Below are 18,332 nucleotides of genomic sequence, written 5' to 3' on the forward strand. Positions count from 1 at the left end.
GGGCGCAAGCGGCCCCTTCGATACGCCTGGGGATAGCGATCGTGGCGAAATCATGTCAGCGTCACGAAGACGTCATGAAGCTGCGCTTTACTACTCGACTGTATTTCGGCAAGCGGGTGCCGAACTTTAGCCATTCTTGCAAAAAATTTCCGGGGGCTTTGCAGGAGGGCTATGCATCGCACTTTGCCTATCGCGCCGGCGCACGAACAGTCCAATTACAAACTGTTACAGGTGGGCATGACGCGTATCGAATGTCAGGATTGGAAGACAATTTCGCGCATCGGTTCCCCGAAAATCTTCGGCATTGGCGCTCGAGTGTCTTTCGTGCCCTTCCCAGTGTGGCGGGATTCCAACACTCGATGATGCCGGGTGCGGCGGCGTTCGCGACTTGCGGCGAAGTAGCGCGGGATCAAGCCGGTCCGGCAGCGGGGGGCAACGCCCGGGCCGCGCGGCGGATCAGTACCGTGTGGAGACACCAAGACAGCACACCGCACACGGCCATGACGGCCGCCATCGGCACCGCCGAGCGGGCGTGCATCAGACCGACCGCGGCCCCCGCGCTCGCGGCGGCGAGGAATTGCAGCGCGCCCAGCAGGGCCGATGCGGCCCCGGCGCGTTGATGCTGCCGGTTCAGCGCTTCGGCCACCGCATTCGGCTGGGAAAAGCCCAGGCTCGTGACATAGGCGAACAGCGGCACCATCAACCCGACCAGTCCACCGAGCTTGAGCGCCGCCACCGCCAGCATCAACAATCCCAGCACGGCGACCAGATTGTTGGTTCGACGCAGCACATCGGCCGGACGGCGCTTGCGCAACAGGTGGGCGTTGACCTGCGAGCCGGCAATGATGCCGCACGCGTTCAGCCCGAAAAGCCAGCCGTAGTGCGCAGGGTCGACGCCGTACAGATTGATGAACACGAAGGGCGAGCCGGTGATGTAGGCGAACATCCCCGCCTGGGAGATGCCCCCCGCAAGCGCATTGCCCATGAATTCGCGGTCGCGCACGAGTGCGCCGTAGTTGTGCCACGCCGTAGCGAGCCAATGGCGAGCCTGTTTTGCAGCCGCGCGCGTCTCCGGCAGCCAATAGACGGACATCGCGAAACACAGCGCGCCGAACACCGTCAGGCCCCAGAAGATCCAGCGCCAGCCGACGACCAGCAGGACTTGCCCGCCGATCAGCGGTGCGAGGATCGGGGCCGCGCCCATGATGAGCGTCATGCGCGACAGCACACGCGCCACGGTGCTCGTGTCAAACAGGTCGCGCGCCATCGCACGGGCGATCACAAAGCATGCGCAGCCGCCCACCGCCTGAATGAAGCGACAGACAATCAGCGTCTCGATATTCGTGGCGAGCGCACAACCGGCCGACGCGATGGTATAGAGCGCCAGACCGGCGTAGAGCGGCCGCTTGCGCCCGTAACGGTCGGCCAGCGGCCCGTGCAGCAACTGGCCCAGCCCGAGACCAATAAAGAACGACGCCAGCGAGAATTGCGCTGCCGCGTCCGTCGTATTCAATTCGCGTGCAATGCTCGGCAGCGCGGGCAGATACATGTCGATCGACAGCGAGCCGATGGCCGACAGAATGCCGAGAACGAAAACCGTGCGGAAGGTGTGGGCAGGCATGGCGCGAAACCTAGGGTAATCCCGAATCATACGGCATTGCCCCCGGGCGCGCTCAAGGAATAAGCAAGGGCCCGCCATTCACGCGGGCCCCGACCCGGCGGCGGTCAGGCTGTCTTCGCTTCCGACAGTCCCAGCGATTCGACCATCTGCTCGCGCATGACGAACTTCTGCACCTTGCCCGTGATCGTCATCGGCATCTCGGTCACGAAGCGGATGTAGCGTGGAATCTTGTAATGCGCGATCTGATCCTGGCAGAAGGCGCGGATATCGTCTTCCGTCGCGCTCTGTCCCGGTTTGAGAATGATCCAGGCGCACACTTCCTCGCCATACTTCGCATCCGGCACGCCGAACACCTGCACCGCCTGCACCTTCGGGTGACGGAACAGGAACTCCTCGATCTCGCGCGGGTAGATGTTCTCTCCCCCGCGAATGAGCATGTCCTTTACGCGGCCGACGATATTGCAATAGCCTTCCTCGTCGATCGTGGCCAGATCGCCCGTGTGCATCCAGCCGTCGCGGATCGCCTCACGCGTGCGCGGCTCGTCGTCCCAATAGCCCTGCATCACCGAGTAGCCCTTCGTGCAAAGTTCGCCCTTTTCGCCCACCGGCACGATCTCCCCGGCAGCATCCACGAGTTTCACTTCGAGGTGCGGCTGCACGCGCCCGACGGTCGTCACGCGCTTCTCGAGCGGATCGGTGGTCGTGGTCTGGAACGACACGGGACTCGTTTCCGTCATGCCGTAGGCAATCGTAACTTCGTGCATGTGCATTTGGCTGATCACGCGCTTCATCGTCTCGATCGGGCACGGCGAGCCAGCCATGATGCCCGTGCGCAAGGTATCGAACCGGTAGATGTCAAAGTCCGGATGATCGAGCTGGGCGATGAACATTGTCGGCACGCCGTGCAATGCGGTGCAGCGCTCTTCCGACACCGCGGCCATCGTCGCCTTCGGGTCGAACGCCTCGCCCGGGAACACCATCGTCGCCCCGGTCGACACGCAGGCGAGCACTGCCAGCACCATGCCGAAACAGTGGTAGAACGGCACCGGAATGCACAGGCTGTCATGCTCCGAGAAGCGCATCGCCATGGCGATGTAACGGCCGTTGTTGACGATGTTGTGATGCGTGAGCGTGGCGCCCTTCGGGTTGCCGGTGGTACCGCTCGTGAACTGGATATTGATGGCGTCGAAGCAATCGAGCCCATCGGTGATCTCGCGCAGCGCGTCGAGATCGGCATCCGCACCGAGCGTGACCACGTCGCTGTAATTCATCATGCCCGGCGTCACGCCCGAGCCCATGCGAATGACGGTGCGCAGCGTCGGCAGCTTCGCCGAGTGCAATTGACCGGGAGAACTCTCTGCCAGCTCGGGCGCGAGCGTGTTGAGCATGTCGAGATACCGCGACGTCTTGAAGGACTCCGCCGCGATGAGCGCTTTACATCCGACCTTGTTGATCGCGTATTCGAGTTCGGCCAGCCGGTACGCCGGATTGATGTTCACCAGAATCAAACCGATCCGTGCCGTGGCGAACTGCGTGACCAGCCACTCCACACGGTTCGGCGACCAGATGCCCACGCGATCGCCCTGCTTCAGGCCCAACGACATCAGCCCGGAGGCAAACGTATCCACATGCGCGATGAATTCCCGCCACGTCCAATCCACGCCCTGCTCACGGAACACGACGGCCTGCCGCTCCGGATACTTCGCCGCCGTCTCGGCGAGCAGACCGAACACCGTCAACGTCGATAGCGGAATGGTGGTGTCACCCTTCACATACGACAGTCCATTACGAGGTACAACGCCCGAAACTTCCCGGCTTTCCATGCGCTTGTCTCCTGAAGCAATGCTGAAGGGGTGAAATGCTGATGTCCGGCGCTCGCCCGCGTGAATGGCCCGCCTGTTGTCGTCTCATCGAGCGACGGGGGCGCTAGTCATAACAATAGCGCGCGATGCTGACTTGACGTTTACGTTAACGGAATTCCGGCAACGACACGAGTGGGGATGGCCCTGAGTTGAGCGAAGAATACGCGGGGCGGTGGGCACGCGGTGCCCCCGGGCGGCGGACATGCCCGGACAAAACAAAAGCCCCACGCACTTGCATGCATGGGGCTTTTGGCCGCGGCGTGGCGATGGTCGTTGCAAAGACAACCCTCGTTGCACTACGGCGAGCATGGCGTACAGCGTCGACCATGAGGCCGTCGCCGCAGCCACGCGGCGTTACTTCACCTTGCGGAACTTCTGGATCGCAGCGAGTTGGGCGATGGCTTCGGCCAGTTCGGCTTGGGCAGTCGCATACTCGATGTTCGAATCCTTGTTCGACAGCGCTTCTTCGGCACGGCGCTTGGCTTCGGCAGCCTTGGCCTCGTCCAAATCCTTGCCGCGAATTGCGGTATCCGCGAGCACGGTCACCGTACCCGGTTGCACTTCGAGAATGCCGCCGGCCACGAAGACGAAGTCCTCGTTCCCTGCCTCGTCCTCGATACGCACCGCGCCCGGCTTGATGCGCGTGATCAGCGGCGTGTGGCCGGGCAAAATGCCCAGTTCGCCGGCTTCGCCAGGCAGCGCCACAAAGCGCGCCGGACCGGAGAAGATCTGCGCTTCGGCGCTGACGACGTCTACTTGAATGGTTGCCATAATCGCTCCCGTTGAGTGTGATGAAGCGGCAGGCGCGCCAGTCCGGACATTGCCGCCCTCGCTTCGCTACCCCGCCCCGCAACAGTCACCTGCCGGCGAGCGGTGGCGTCTCTCGCGAGACCCCGCCGTCGCCCGGCACTCAACCGTTTACTGCATCTTCTTGGCTTTTTCGAACGCTTCGTCGATCGTGCCAACCATGTAGAACGCCTGTTCCGGCAGGTGGTCGCACTCGCCATCGACGATCATCTTGAAGCCGCGGATCGTTTCCTTGAGCGGAACGTACTTGCCCGGCGAACCCGTGAACACTTCGGCCACGTGGAACGGCTGCGACAGGAAACGCTGAATCTTACGCGCACGGGCCACGGCGAGCTTGTCGTCCGGCGACAGTTCGTCCATGCCCAGAATCGCGATAATGTCGCGCAGTTCCTTGTAACGCTGCAGCGTCGATTGCACGCGACGGGTCACCGTGTAGTGCTCGTCGCCAATCACGTTCGGGTCGATCTGACGCGAGGTCGAGTCGAGCGGATCGACGGCCGGGTAGATACCCAGCGAGGCGATGTCACGCGACAGAACGACGGTGGCGTCCAAGTGACCGAAGGTGGTGGCCGGCGACGGGTCGGTCAAGTCATCGGCAGGCACGTACACGGCTTGCACCGACGTGATCGAGCCGGTCTTGGTCGACGTAATACGCTCTTGCAGCTTACCCATTTCTTCCGCCAGCGTCGGCTGATAGCCCACGGCGGACGGCATACGGCCGAGCAGTGCCGAGACTTCGGTACCGGCCAGCGTGAAACGGTAGATGTTGTCCACGAAGAACAGCACGTCGCGACCTTCGTCACGGAAGTGCTCGGCCATCGTCAGACCGGTCAGCGCCACGCGCAGACGGTTGCCCGGCGGCTCGTTCATCTGGCCGTACACCAGTGCGACCTTGTCCAGAACGTTCGAGTCCTTCATTTCGTGGTAGAAGTCGTTCCCTTCACGGGTACGCTCGCCCACGCCGGCAAACACCGAATAACCGCCGTGTTCCTTGGCGATGTTATTGATGAGTTCCATCATGTTCACGGTCTTGCCCACACCGGCGCCACCGAACAGACCCACCTTACCGCCCTTGGCGAACGGGCAGATCAGGTCGATCACCTTGATGCCGGTTTCGAGCAGTTCGGTCGACGGCGACAGTTCGTCGAACGCCGGTGCCTTCTGGTGAATCGAACGGGTGTGTTCCTTGGCGATCGGACCGGCTTCGTCGATCGGACGGCCCAGCACGTCCATGATGCGACCCAGCGTCGGCTTGCCGACCGGCACCGTGATCGGCAGACCGGTGTTTTGCACCGTCATGCCGCGGCGCAGGCCTTCGGAGGAACCCAGACAGATGGTACGAACCACGCCGTCGCCCAGCTGTTGCTGGACTTCGAGCGTCAGTTCCGACCCTTCCATGGTGAGCGCGTCGTAGATCTTCGGCATGCTTTCGCGCGGGAATTCCACGTCGATAACGGCGCCGATGCACTGTACGATTTTGCCTTCAATCAAAGCAGTACTCATCGCTTTTCCTTTAGATACTCAAATTCATTTCGCCTTGCGGCGCATCGGCCCGTGCCACCGCTTAGACTGCGGCGGCGCCACCCACGATTTCGGACAGTTCCTTCGTAATCGCGGCTTGACGACCCTTGTTGTAGATCATCTGCAATTCACCGATCACGGTCTTCGCGTTGTCCGATGCGGCCTTCATGGCCACCATACGGGCGGACTGTTCCGACGCCATGTTCTCTGCGACAGCCTGGTACACGACAGCTTCGACGTAACGCACCAACAGGGCATCGACGACCGTCTTCGCATCCGGTTCGTAGATGTAGTCCCACGAATGCTGTGCCGGCACTGCGCTCGCGTCGTCCGACGCACCCTCGAACTTCTCGGGCAGCGGCAGCAGTTGTTCGACCACGGCTTCCTGCTTCATCGTGTTGACGAAGCGGTTGTAGGCCAGATACACGGCGTCGAGCTTGCCTTCGGCGTACGCATCGAGCTGCAGCTTCACTGCGCCGATCAACTTGTCCAGATGTGGCGTGTCGCCCAGTTGCACGACATGCGATACCACCTTCGCGCCGATACGGTTCAGGAAACCGAAGCCCTTGCTGCCGATGGCAGTGGCCTCGATCTTCAGGCCTTGCGCTTCGATGTCCTTCATCTTGGCCACCACGGCACGCAGCACGTTGGTGTTCAAGCCGCCGCACAGACCCTTGTCCGTCGTCACCACGATGAAGCCGGCCGCTTTCGCGTCGGCATGCTTCACCATGAACGGGTGGTGGTATTCCGGATTCGCCTGGCCCATATGCGCGGCGATCTGGCGCACCTTGTCAGCGTACGGCCGGGCATGACGCATGCGTTCCTGCGCGCGGCGCATCTTCGACGCGGCCACCATTTCCATGGCCTTGGTGATCTTGCGCGTGTTTTGCACGCTCTTGATCTTGCCGCGAATTTCCTTCATTCCAGCCATTGCTTACTCCTTGTCTCGGCGCGACGTTCGCTGTTGGCTGAACATCGCGCCTTCCCGGGTCCGTTGAATAGTTACCGATTCAACCGGATTAGTAAGCGCCGGTCTGCTTGAAGTCCTTGATCGCAGCGTGCAGGGCGGCTTCGTCGTCCTTCGAGAGATCTTTGGTCTCTTCGATACGGCCGATGAGCGCGCCGTGGCTGGTCTTCAGAACTTCGCGCAGACCCTTTTCGAACGACAGGACCTGGGAGACTTCGAGGTCGTCCAGATAGCCGTTGTTGGCGGCAAACAGCGACGTGGCCAGTTCCCAGACCTGCAGCGGCTGGTACTGCGGCTGCTTGAGCAGTTCCGTCACGCGGCGGCCGCGCTCGAGCTGCTTGCGGGTCGCTTCGTCCAGGTCGGAGGCGAACTGCGCGAACGCAGCCAGCTCACGGTACTGTGCGAGGTCGGTACGGATACCGCCCGACAGCTTCTTGATGACCTTGGTCTGCGCCGCACCACCCACACGCGACACCGAGATACCGGCGTTGATTGCCGGACGGATACCCGCGTTGAAGAGGTCGGTTTCCAGGAAGATCTGGCCGTCGGTAATCGAAATCACGTTCGTCGGAACGAAGGCGGTCACGTCGCCGGCTTGCGTTTCAATCACCGGCAGGGCGGTCAGCGAACCGCTCTGGCCCTTGATTTGGCCGTTGGTGAACTTCTCGACGTACTCTTCCGAGACACGCGCCGCACGCTCGAGCAGACGCGAGTGGAGATAGAACACGTCGCCCGGGTAGGCTTCACGGCCCGGCGGACGGCGCAGCAGCAGCGAAATCTGACGATAGGCCCAGGCTTGCTTGGTCAAGTCGTCATAAATGATCAGCGCGTCTTCGCCGCGATCGCGGAAGTACTCGCCCATCGTGCAGCCGGCGTACGGTGCGATGAACTGCATGGCCGCCGAGTCCGACGCCGTTGCCGTCACGATGATCGTGTATTCCATCGCGCCGTGCTCTTCGAGCTTGCGCACCACGTTCATGATCGACGAGGCCTTCTGACCGATGGCGACGTACACGCAGGTCATGCCCTTGCCCTTCTGCGAGATGATCGCGTCGATGGCCACAGCGGTCTTACCCGTCTGACGGTCACCAATGATCAGCTCACGCTGGCCGCGGCCGATCGGCACCATGGCGTCGATTGCCTTGATACCGGTCTGCACCGGTTGCGACACCGACTTACGCCAGATCACGCCCGGGGCGATTTTTTCGATGGCGTCGGTGAGCTTGGCGTTGATCGGACCCTTGCCGTCGATCGGCTGGCCCAGTGCGTCAACGACGCGGCCCTTCAGTTCCGGGCCGACCGGCACTTCCAGAATGCGGCCCGTGCACTTGACGGTGTCGCCTTCCGAGATGTGCTCGTATTCGCCCAAAATCACGGCGCCGACGGAGTCGCGCTCGAGGTTCAGTGCCAGACCGAACGTATTGCCCGGGAATTCCAGCATTTCGCCCTGCATCACGTCCGACAGGCCATGGATGCGGCAGATACCGTCAGTCACCGAGATCACGGTGCCTTCGTTACGGACTTCGGCGCCGCTCTCGAGACCTTGAATCCGGCTCTTGATCAGTTCGCTGATTTCAGAGGGATTGAGTTGCATATGTGCTCCTGATATTCAATTCTTGCCGTCGCAGTCGTATCGCGCCGGCCTCAGGCCGTCAGCGACGTCCGCATAGCTGCCAGGCGGGCGCGCACCGAAGTGTCCAGCACCTCGTCGCCAACCACCACACGCACGCCACCGATGAGCGACGGGTCTACCGTCACGCTCGCGTTGAGCTTGCAGCCGAACTTGTGCTCGAGGCCCTTGACCAGAGAGGTCAGTTGCTCGCCTTCGAGCGGGAAGGCGCTTTCGATCGTGGCATCCGCCGAACCGGAGGCAGCGTTCTTCAACGCTTCAAACTGTTCGGCGATCTCCGGCATGGCGGCCAGACGGCCGTTCTCGACCACAGCGGCGACGAAGTTGCGCACTTCGGCGTCGGTCGATTTCACGGCCGCGGTCAGCACATCGACCACTTGCGCCGGCGTGATTTTTGGATCGTCGGCCAGATTGGCCACTTCGGACAGCGCTGCCACTTGCGCCAGTTCGCGCACCAGCCCCGACCAGCGATTCAGGTCGCCGGTCTTGGCCACGCGGAACAGCGCTTCGGCGTACGGACGAGCGATGGTTGCGAGTTCGGCCATGATCAGAGCTCTGCCTTGAGTTGGTTCAGCAGGTCGGCATGGGCCTTGGCGTCAACTTCACGCTTCAGGATCTGCTCGGCGCCCTTGACAGCCAGACCGGCAACGTCTTCGCGCAGCGATTCACGGACCTTGACGGCCTGATTCTCGGCTTCGGCTTTGGCGTTGGCGATGATTCGGGCGGCTTCGGCTTGCGCCTGGGCCTTGATTTCGTCGGCCACGGCCTGAGCACGCTTCTCGGCGTCGGCAATACGCTTCGCGCCTTCGTCGCGGGCTTCCGCGAGGGCTTGCGTGGAGCGCTTGTTGGCGGCGTCCAGTTCGGCCTTGCCCTTGTCGGCGGCAGCCAGACCGTCAGCGATTTTCTTCGCGCGTTCGTCGATAGCCTTGATCAGCGGCGGCCACACGAACTTCATCGTGAACCATGCCAGGATCAGAAACACGACGGTTTGCGCGAACAGAGTTGCGTTTATGTTCACGGTGTTTCCTTTCGGTGATGCGAGTCGATTGGCAAAACAGCGCGCCCCATGGTGCCAGCTGGCTTGGGCGCGCCGTTCATGTCCAGTTGGCCGCGCGGATCATTGCGCGACCGGCCGAAAGAAACTTAAGCGAGCTTCGACAGCAGCGGGTTCGCGAACGCGAACAGCATGGCAACGCCCACGCCGATCAGGAATGCCGCATCGATCAGGCCGGCCAGCAGGAACATCTTCGTTTGCAGCGGGTTCATCAGCTCGGGCTGACGGGCGCACGCTTCGATGTACTTACCGCCCATCAGCGCGATACCCAGGCAGGCGCCGATAGCACCCAGACCGATGATAATGCCGATAGCGATGGCGGTCAGACCCTGGATGTTGGCGATGAAAGCTTGCATGATTACTCCTTTTGGTTAGAGACTTGAAACTTTAAATTTGAAAAACTGTGAAACCGGGAAACACGTCACTGCCTGCAACGACCCATCAATGATGGTCGTGCGCCTGGCCGATATACACCAGCGTGAGCATCATCATGATGAACGCCTGGAGCAACACGATCAGGATGTGGAAAATCGCCCATGCGGTGCCGGCAATGATGTGACCGACAAAACCCAGCACCGACGCATCCGCGCCAAAGCTCCAGATGCCGCCCAACAGAGCGATCAGCAGGAACAACAGTTCGCCGGCGTACATATTGCCGAACAGTCGCATACCGAGCGACACGGTCTTGGCACAGAATTCGATCAGGTTGAGCAGCAGGTTCGGGATCCACAGCAGGAAGTGGTTACCGAACGGTGCCGTGAACAACTCGTGCATGAAACCACCCGCGCCCTTGATCTTGAAGCTGTAGTACAGCATCAGGATCAGCACGCCGACGGAAATACCCAGCGTACCGTTCAGATCGGCCGTCGGCACGATGCGGTGATGGGTAATGATGTCGCCCAGGCCGACCCACCCGATCACCTTTGACGGCAGATCGACGGGCAGCAAGTCCAGCGAGTTCATGAGGGCGACCCAGACGAACACGGTCAACGCCAGCGGTGCGATGAACGCACGATTGCCGTGCACGATGCTCTTCGACTGGTCTTCCACCATTTCGACGAGCATTTCAACCGCCCCCTGGAAACGGCTCGGCACGCCCGAGGACGCTTTACGGGCAGCCAACCAAAGCACGAAACAGCCCAGAACGCCCATTGCGATCGACCAGAACATCGTGTCCCAGTTGATGATCGAGAAATCGACGATCTTGGTTTGCGTCGAACTCGCAAGGTTTTGCAGGTGGTGCGAAATGTACTCCGACGGGCTCGGAGCGTGGCCGGCTTCTAATGACATAGCGATCAAACACCCAATTATGAAAATCCGCACACGGTAACGTGTCGACGCGCGAGCGGGTTTTCACCGCTACTTCAATGCCATCGCAAGCCAATAGACTTTGAGCGTGAGCACGAAGGTGACCAGCAACGCTATCCAGTGCACGCCTGGGTAGCCGAAGGCTATGGCCACAAACAACGCAATCGTCGTTGCTACCTTGACCGCCTCTCCCACCATCAACGAACCGACGGAGAGGCGATCACCTGACATTCTTAGCCGCAGCGCAAACAATGCGCCCGGCAACCAACCGACCATTCCACCCAGCCATGCGGACACCGCCGCGTCTCGTGGCGATGCCGAGAGTAACCACCAGGCCAGCGCCGCTACCAGCGACAGCAGTACCTGGGCTCCCACCACCCTGAATGGAGTCACACGGGACACACGCCCCACATCGGGACCGAACAGGCGCTCAGCCTGCGCACGTGTGAGCGGAACGATGGTTTCTTGCGCCTGCTCGTCGTCCCAGACCTCTGATGCTGCACGTGCCGGCGCTTGCGGTTTCGGTTCCAAGTTCGACCGTTTTTCGTCGGTCATCTCGTAGCCTCCCCGCCCGACTCGTGCAAAACGAATGGGCTCTTCAAGCAGATAAATCCGCGAGATTTTACGGGAAATTACGAACCCCAGTCAATCGAAACACGCAACAAATTCGCCGAAATTGTGCAGTGCATGCTCCGATTTGGCGCCAACTCTCAAGGAGCCCGATTTTCCTCATGGTGCAGCGCGGCAAATGCCCCAAACGCTGCGCAATCGCTGCGACTTGACGTCATTCGATGCGCGATTATCCCCATTTGAGGGCAACATATCCGACACACAGTGCCACCAGATAAAACGGGAGAGAGAGCCAATGAAAGCGCCACCAGATCTTGTCAGATTTCGCCATGCGCAATGCGATCAGGTTGGCTAACGAACCGATTGCAAGGCCGAAGCCACCGACCGCCGCGCCATGCGCAAGCGCCGGCCAGTTGTGGCTGTACTCCGCGAGCAGGATCGCGGCGGGAACGTTGCTGATGACCTGCGACAGCACCGCGGCCCCCATATAGGCCATGCCGGATCCGGACAAATCCACCTGACCGAGCGTCGCGCGCACCTCGGGTAACCCGGCCACACCGCGCAGCACCACGAACATCAGCACGAAGATGGCGAGCAGCAACCAGTCGATACCGAACACCGCATTGCGCCGCGCGACCAGCAGGACCGCCGCCACCCCCGCGCAGGCCCAGGTGGCAGCGCCGTGATCCGCCAGCACGACGAACGCCACGAACAGCGCCAGGGCGACCCACAGCAACGGCCAGCGCACGTCATGCGCGGGGCCGCGCCGCTGAAAATGCAGCTCACGGGAATCGAACGCCATCGCACACGTCACGAGCAACACGGCCATGAGCGCCAACGTCAGAGGCGTCATCATGACGACGTAAGCTCCGAAGCCCATGCCACTGTGTTGCCACAGGAAGAGATTCTGCGGATTGCCGAGCGGCGTGAGGCTCGAGCCGGCATTGACCGCCAACGCGAGGAAGATGATCAGCCGTTCAATCCGCACCGGTGCAATGCGTGCGAGCGACTGCGCGAGCGGCACGACGGCAAAGAGGGCGACGTCGTTGGTGAGCAGCGTGGAGAGGGCTGCGGCGAACGCCACCATCAACAGCGCGAGACGTCGCTCGGTGCGAAACGCCCGCAGCAAGCGCTGGGCAAGCCAATCGAGGAAGCCGCTCTGATCGATCGCGCGCGTGAGCATCAGCAATCCGGCGAGCGTGAGAATCGTGTGCTGATCGATGCGTGCGAACAGGTCCCCAAGGCTCGCCGGCCGGGCTATCTGCAAGGCGACGAATCCCACGAGCAGGATGACCAGCACGCGATCGTCGCGCACGCGCTCGTAGGTTGCGCGCAGGGCGCGCAATGCACGCGTCGCTGCGGTGCCGTGCTGTGACGATGGCGATGACGCTGCCGATGACGATGAAGCTGGCACGGCCGATGTCTGCGACGGGCTCGCCTTCGTCGGCTCCACGGACTTGCCTGCGGGATCGCTCACGAGAGGACGCTCAACACACCGACGTCATTCGGCACGAATGCGCGCGAGAATGCCGTCGAGCGCGTCGAGGCTGCCGAATTCAATCGTGAGTTGTCCGGCGCCTTTGCGGCCGACCTTGATCTTGACGTTCGACGCGAGCAAATCCGACAACTCTTCTTCGAGACGCGTCACGTCGCGACCGCCCTCCTCCGCCGAGCGACGACGAATCCCGTCTCCCTGCGGCTTGAGCGATGCATTGACGATGCGCTCCGTGTCGCGCACCGAAAGACGCTTGTTCACCACTTGATTGGCGAGCGTGATCTGCGTGGCGGCGTCGACGGAGAGCAGCGCACGCGCGTGCCCCATGTCGAGATCGCCCGCGAGCAGCATCGTCTGCACGGGATGCGCGAGATTGAGCAGGCGCAACAGGTTCGACACCGCGCTGCGCGAGCGGCCAAGCGATTCGGCGGCTTGCTCGTGCGTGTAGTTGAACTCACCGAGCAGCCGCTGAATGCCTTGCGCTTCTTCAAGCGGATTCAAGTCTTCGCGCTGAATATTCTCGATGAGCGCCATCGCGGCGGCGGCTTCGTCGGGCACGTCGCGCACGAGCACCGGCACTTCGGCCAGTCCGGCGATACGTGCGGCACGAAAACGTCGCTCGCCCGCAATAATTTCGTACTTCTCACCATCGACGGGACGCACCAGAATCGGCTGCATCAGGCCCTGCGCGCGAATGCTCGCGGCAAGTTCCTGCAGTGCGCCCTCATCCATGCGAGTGCGAGGCTGATACTTGCCGGCCTGAAGGCGCTCGAGCGCCATGACCGACGGTGCGCCGTCGGCGCGCGCGTCGGTCGCGCCGTTGTGATTATCGGCGTGGGCGCCGAGCAGGGCTTCGAGGCCGCGGCCCAGGCCCTTTTTCTTCAGTGCGGTGGTCTTGGTCGCCATGTGAATGCGTTCCTGCGCGAATGCGCCTTACATAGTTTGAATACGCGCGATCATTTCCGCGCCGAATTGCAGATACGCCTTCGCGCCACGCGATGCAGGATCGAAAACGACGCCTGGCATGCCGTAGCTCGGCGCTTCAGCGAGTCGCACATTGCGCGGAATGATCGCGTTGAATACCTTGTCTCCGAAGTGCTCCTTGAGCTGGTCCGAGACTTGTTGCTGCAGCGTGATGCGCGGATCGAACATCACGCGCAGCAGGCCGATCACCTGCAGGTCGCGGTTCAGATTCGCGTGCACTTGCTTGATCGTATTGACGAGATCCGACAACCCTTCGAGCGCGAAATATTCGCACTGCATCGGAATGATCACGCCGTGCGCCGCGCACAACCCGTTGAGGGTAAGCAGCGAGAGCGTGGGCGGGCAGTCGATGAGGACGAAATCGTACGCGTCGTCGACTTTGGCGAGCGCCAGCTTCAATCGGGTGTCGCGATTTTCGAGCGAGACGAGTTCCACGTCCGCACCCGCGAGTTCACGGTTCGCGGGCAGCACATCGTAACTCCCCGACTCCGAGCGCTGGCAACTCGCGACCACATCGGCACCGTCCACCAGCACTTCGTACACGCTTGATTCGAGAGCGGCTTTGTCGATGCCGCTGCCCATCGTCGCATTGCCCTGCGGATCGAGGTCGACCAACAGGACACGCTGCCCGTGCGACGCCAGTCCGGCAGCGAGGTTCACCGTGGTGGTCGTCTTGCCGACGCCGCCCTTCTGATTGGCCACGCAGAAAATTTTCGCCATGCCGATGTAGTCCTCCGAATGCTGCCGTGTTGATGCGATGGGTGCAGATCATGCCGGGCTGAAACCGGGGCCAATGCGCCGCGCCGCCAGCGACCGCCGACTGGCTGAGGCCCGGCGTGCGCGATTCGCTCCGTCCCGCAAATTCGATTACCTGAGTAAAGCTCAGTTATTACTTTCGCTGACCGGCGTCAGACGCGCCGGCGGGCGGTACTGCCGAGGCGCTCGCCTTTTGGGGCGTCAACACCAGTTTGTCAGTGTCGTAGCCCTGCTTGCGCAACTGGGCACGCATTTGATTCAGTGCGTTGTCGTCCATCGTCGGCGTTCGCGAGAGGACCCAGAGGTACTCGCGACTGGGCTCTCCGACAGCGGCAAACTGATAGTCGTCGTCGAGCACGATAACCCAGTAGTTCGCCCAAAGCCAGGGAATCCAGTGCAACCATTGCGGCGCGAACGTCACCTTGAAGCGGGCCGTGCCGGTGCCCTGCCCATCGGTGCGTGCCAGACCGGTATCGCTGACCCACGTACCATCGTCCTTGCGGCATCGGTTGGTGACTTCGATCCGCCCGTCCGGTCGCGCGGCATACTGCGCCGTCACGTCCGACACACATTTTCGCTCGAAGAAATTCGGATAGCGTGCTATTTCGTACCAGGTGCCGACGTAGCGCGCTTTGTCGATCTTCTGTACCGGCCGCACGCGTGTCGTCAGCGATTCTTGTCCGGATTGCCCCCAGGCGACCGCGGCAACCACCGAAAAACTGACCATGACGGCCCCTGCCCAGCGGGTCATCTTATTCATGCTGTTACCTTCACGCGAAGCAAATGACGCTCGGCGTCGAGAAATGGGACGTTCAGCGCCAGGCGCTCAACCAGTGTGTAGCCGGTGGGCAGCGCGAGTTCGCTTTCTGACGCCACGCCTTTCATGGCCCAGAAGCTGCCATCGGGAGCCAGCAAGGCTCCCGCGAGGGTGACGAAATCGGTCAGCTCAGCAAAGGCGCGCGACACGATGGCGTCGAAAGGTGCGCTCACTTCTTTGCCAACAGCGAGTGACTCGACCCGGCCGGTCACGACCGTCAGATTGGTCAACTTGAATGTCGCGCGGGCCTGGGTGAGGAATGCTGTTTTTTTGTGCACGATGTCGTTGACCGTCACTTGCCAGTCGGGACGCACAATCGCGAGCACCACGCCGGGCAGCCCACCGCCTGAGCCCACGTCAAGCACACGTGAAATCGGCTCACGGTCAAGGCGCGGCAGAATGGAGAGCGAATCGAGCAGGTGCTTGACGACCATTTGGCGGGGTTCGCGGATGGAGGTCATCTGCAACGAGGCATTCCATTTCGCCAGCAACGCCTGGTAGTCGAGCAGGCACCGCTGTTGTTCTTCGCTGATGGACAGGCCGAGTTGCCGGATGCCGTCGGCCAAAAGCACAGCCAGGTCATTGCCGCCGTTGGCGGCGGAACGTCGCGGATCGGTCATGAGGGCTCCGCGTCAGGCTGCGTGTGCGTCGCCGTCATCGGCGGCAGCGGTCGCTTCCCCTGACGCGCGACGGCGTCCGAGCCCTTTCTTGAGGTGGATCATCAGCAGCGAGATCGCGGCGGGCGTCACTCCGGAGATACGCGATGCCTGGCCCAATGTCTCAGGCCGCTGTGCCCCCAGCTTCTGGCGCACTTCGATCGATAGTCCGCGTACGTCGTTGTAGTCGATGTTGGCCGGCAGCACGGTGTTTTCGTTGGCTTCCTTGCGCACGATCTCGTCGGCCTGACGGTCGATGTAGCCCTGATACTTGGCGGCGATCTCGATCTGCTCACGAATCTGGTTCGCTTGCAGTGGATCGTCGGAGAGCGGTGTTTCGGCGGCAAGACGACCGCCCTGCACGGCCATGAGGGCGTCGTAGCCAACTTCCGGGCGACGCAGCAAATCGGCCAGCGAGTATTCATGGTCGATGGCTTTGCCGAGCAGCGGCACGGCATCTTCGGCCGGGAAGGTTTTCGGTGTCACCCACGTCGATTTGAGACGTTCTGTTTCACGTGAAACAGCGTCGCGTTTGCGGCAGAACGATTCCCAGCGCGTATCGTCGACGACACCGAGTTCGCGGCCGACTTCGGTCAGACGCATGTCGGCATTGTCTTCACGCAGCGACAGGCGATACTCGGCGCGGCTGGTGAACATGCGGTAGGGTTCGGAGACGCCACGCGTAATCAGGTCGTCGACGAGCACGCCAAGGTACGCCTGATCGCGGCGCGGGCACCAGGCATCGCGGCCTTGTACTTGCAACGCGGCGTTGATGCCGGCGAGCAGCCCTTGGGCGGCGGCCTCTTCGTAGCCCGTCGTTCCGTTGATCTGCCCCGCGAAGAAGAGCCCGGAGATGACGCGGGTTTCGAGCGAGCTGCGCAGCCCACGGGGATCGAAGTAGTCGTATTCGATGGCATAGCCTGGGCGCAGGATGTAGGCATTCTCCATGCCTTTCATCGAGCGGACGAGTTCGAGTTGTACGTCGAACGGCAGGCTGGTGGAGATGCCGTTGGGGTAGAACTCGTTGGTCGTGAGGCCTTCGGGTTCGAGGTAGATCTGGTGCGACGTCTTGTCGGCGAAGCGGTGAATCTTGTCTTCGATGGACGGACAATAGCGCGGACCGACGCCTTCGATGACGCCGGTGTACATGGGCGACCGGTCGAGTCCGCCGCGGATGATATCGTGGGTGCGTTCGTTGGTGTGAGTGACCCAGCACGGCACTTGGCGCGGATGCTGTTCGGGGCGGCCGAGAAACGAGAACACGGGAACGGGATCGAGGTCACCGGGCTGTTCTTCGAGAACGGAGAAGTCGATGGAACGGCCGTCGATGCGCGGCGGCGTACCGGTTTTCAACCGACCTTGCGGTAGTTTCAACTCTTTGAGGCGAGCGGACAGGCTGATGGCGGCCGGGTCTCCGGCGCGCCCGCCAACGTAGTTGTTCAGCCCGACGTGGATTTTGCCGTCGAGGAAGGTGCCGGCGGTGAGAACCACGGCGCGGGCGCGGAAACGCAGCCCCACTTGGGTGATGGCGCCTACGACACGTTCGCCTTCGACGATGAGGTCTTCGACGGCTTGCTGGAAGAGCCAAAGGTTAGGCTGATTCTCGAGGCGATGGCGGATAGCCTGCTTGTAGAGAATTCGGTCAGCTTGGGCACGGGTGGCGCGCACGGCCGGCCCTTTGGACGAATTCAGGATGCGAAACTGGATACCGCTCTCGTCGGTCGCGGCGGCCATGGCCCCGCCCAGTGCATCGACCTCTTTGACGAGATGGCCTTTGCCGATCCCGCCGATGGAGGGATTGCAGCTCATCTGACCGAGGGTCTCGATGTTGTGGGTGAGCAGAAGCGTCTTACAGCCCATGCGGGCCGAGGCGAGCGCAGCCTCTGTGCCGGCATGGCCGCCACCCACTACGATCACGTCGAACTCGGTCGGATAAAGCATCGTCATCTTGCCGCGGACGGCAAACTCTCTGGATTCGGTAATGGCGGAATTATAGCGGTATTGCGGTGCATCATTTGTAACGACTGAGGTGTTTCACGTGGAACGTTGGCAAAACGACGGTATTGGGGACGGTTTCACGTGAAACATCGTTGGGTTGGATGGGGGAACGCTTAGGTTATGAAGCGTGGCGAGGGCCTTCCTGCACCACCCCACCGTTGAATTCCATCCCTCGCTCTCGCCTGCCTCCGGGCAGCGGAGATCACCGGCACCCCGACTGCGCTCCACTTGAAAGTCGCTCCGTCAGGGCACCGGCAATCTCCGCCAATCCATTGCCCCAGGACAA

The 18,332-nt window shown here is 61.8% G+C and carries 17 protein-coding genes; all 17 read right to left on the minus strand.

The window, feature by feature from the left end:
• Positions 1-409 precede the first annotated feature (409 nt).
• The 17 genes from BGP02_RS01490 to mnmG all read right to left on the minus strand — a co-directional run bounded on the left by BGP02_RS01490 (position 410) and on the right by mnmG (position 17,989).
• Entirely contained in the window at positions 410-1,621 is a 1,212-nt protein-coding gene (locus tag BGP02_RS01490; protein WP_017233812.1) for a Bcr/CflA family multidrug efflux MFS transporter, read from the minus strand.
• Positions 1,622-1,725: 104 nt separating this feature from the next.
• Entirely contained in the window at positions 1,726-3,444 is a 1,719-nt protein-coding gene (locus BGP02_RS01495; protein WP_017233813.1) for an AMP-binding protein, read from the minus strand.
• Positions 3,445-3,837: 393 nt separating this feature from the next.
• Complete coding sequence (locus BGP02_RS01500) at positions 3,838-4,254, minus strand: F0F1 ATP synthase subunit epsilon (protein WP_017233814.1); 417 nt, start codon at positions 4,252-4,254, stop codon at positions 3,838-3,840.
• A gap of 147 nt (positions 4,255-4,401) precedes the next feature.
• On the minus strand, positions 4,402-5,793 hold the full coding sequence (atpD, locus tag BGP02_RS01505; protein WP_261939555.1) for a F0F1 ATP synthase subunit beta: 1,392 nt from the start codon (positions 5,791-5,793) through the stop codon (positions 4,402-4,404).
• Positions 5,794-5,854: 61 nt separating this feature from the next.
• Positions 5,855-6,742 (minus strand): F0F1 ATP synthase subunit gamma, encoded by an 888-nt coding sequence (atpG, locus tag BGP02_RS01510; RefSeq protein ID WP_026131929.1) that lies wholly within the window; start codon positions 6,740-6,742, stop codon positions 5,855-5,857.
• Between the two features lie 88 nt (positions 6,743-6,830).
• A complete protein-coding gene (gene atpA, locus BGP02_RS01515) occupies positions 6,831-8,372 on the minus strand; it encodes a F0F1 ATP synthase subunit alpha (RefSeq protein ID WP_017233817.1) in 1,542 nt (513 codons plus the stop codon).
• Between the two features lie 50 nt (positions 8,373-8,422).
• Positions 8,423-8,953 (minus strand): F0F1 ATP synthase subunit delta, encoded by a 531-nt coding sequence (locus tag BGP02_RS01520; RefSeq protein ID WP_017233818.1) that lies wholly within the window; start codon positions 8,951-8,953, stop codon positions 8,423-8,425.
• A gap of 2 nt (positions 8,954-8,955) precedes the next feature.
• Positions 8,956-9,426 carry a F0F1 ATP synthase subunit B gene (locus tag BGP02_RS01525; protein WP_017233819.1) on the minus strand — a complete coding sequence of 157 codons (471 nt, stop codon included), beginning with the start codon at positions 9,424-9,426 and terminating at the stop codon, positions 8,956-8,958.
• A gap of 125 nt (positions 9,427-9,551) precedes the next feature.
• Complete coding sequence (atpE, locus tag BGP02_RS01530) at positions 9,552-9,818, minus strand: F0F1 ATP synthase subunit C (RefSeq protein ID WP_017233820.1); 267 nt, start codon at positions 9,816-9,818, stop codon at positions 9,552-9,554.
• A gap of 85 nt (positions 9,819-9,903) precedes the next feature.
• Complete coding sequence (atpB, locus tag BGP02_RS01535; protein WP_017233821.1) at positions 9,904-10,752, minus strand: F0F1 ATP synthase subunit A; 849 nt, start codon at positions 10,750-10,752, stop codon at positions 9,904-9,906.
• A 69-nt stretch (positions 10,753-10,821) separates the two neighbouring features.
• The gene (locus tag BGP02_RS01540; protein ID WP_150564374.1) at positions 10,822-11,325 is read right to left on the minus strand and encodes an ATP synthase subunit I; all 504 of its coding nucleotides are present in this window, start codon (positions 11,323-11,325) and stop codon (positions 10,822-10,824) included.
• Positions 11,326-11,569: 244 nt separating this feature from the next.
• The gene (locus tag BGP02_RS01545; protein ID WP_286797447.1) at positions 11,570-12,685 is read right to left on the minus strand and encodes an SLC13 family permease; all 1,116 of its coding nucleotides are present in this window, start codon (positions 12,683-12,685) and stop codon (positions 11,570-11,572) included.
• Positions 12,686-12,841: 156 nt separating this feature from the next.
• Positions 12,842-13,741 (minus strand): ParB/RepB/Spo0J family partition protein, encoded by a 900-nt coding sequence (locus BGP02_RS01550; protein WP_017233824.1) that lies wholly within the window; start codon positions 13,739-13,741, stop codon positions 12,842-12,844.
• 27 nt (positions 13,742-13,768) lie between these two features.
• Positions 13,769-14,539: a ParA family protein gene (locus BGP02_RS01555; RefSeq protein WP_150564373.1), complete on the minus strand. Its 771-nt coding sequence runs from the start codon at positions 14,537-14,539 to the stop codon at positions 13,769-13,771.
• Positions 14,540-14,708: 169 nt separating this feature from the next.
• Positions 14,709-15,335 carry a lipocalin family protein gene (locus BGP02_RS01560; RefSeq protein WP_017233826.1) on the minus strand — a complete coding sequence of 209 codons (627 nt, stop codon included), beginning with the start codon at positions 15,333-15,335 and terminating at the stop codon, positions 14,709-14,711.
• A complete protein-coding gene (rsmG, locus tag BGP02_RS01565; RefSeq protein ID WP_017233827.1) occupies positions 15,332-16,012 on the minus strand; it encodes a 16S rRNA (guanine(527)-N(7))-methyltransferase RsmG in 681 nt (226 codons plus the stop codon). The genes BGP02_RS01560 and rsmG overlap by 4 nt, the downstream gene beginning before the upstream one ends.
• A gap of 12 nt (positions 16,013-16,024) precedes the next feature.
• A complete protein-coding gene (gene mnmG, locus BGP02_RS01570; RefSeq protein WP_268567070.1) occupies positions 16,025-17,989 on the minus strand; it encodes a tRNA uridine-5-carboxymethylaminomethyl(34) synthesis enzyme MnmG in 1,965 nt (654 codons plus the stop codon).
• Positions 17,990-18,332: the final 343 nt, after the last annotated feature.

This window comes from Pandoraea sp. 64-18 (assembly GCF_001899225.1).
Classification (GTDB): domain Bacteria; phylum Pseudomonadota; class Gammaproteobacteria; order Burkholderiales; family Burkholderiaceae; genus Pandoraea; species Pandoraea cepalis.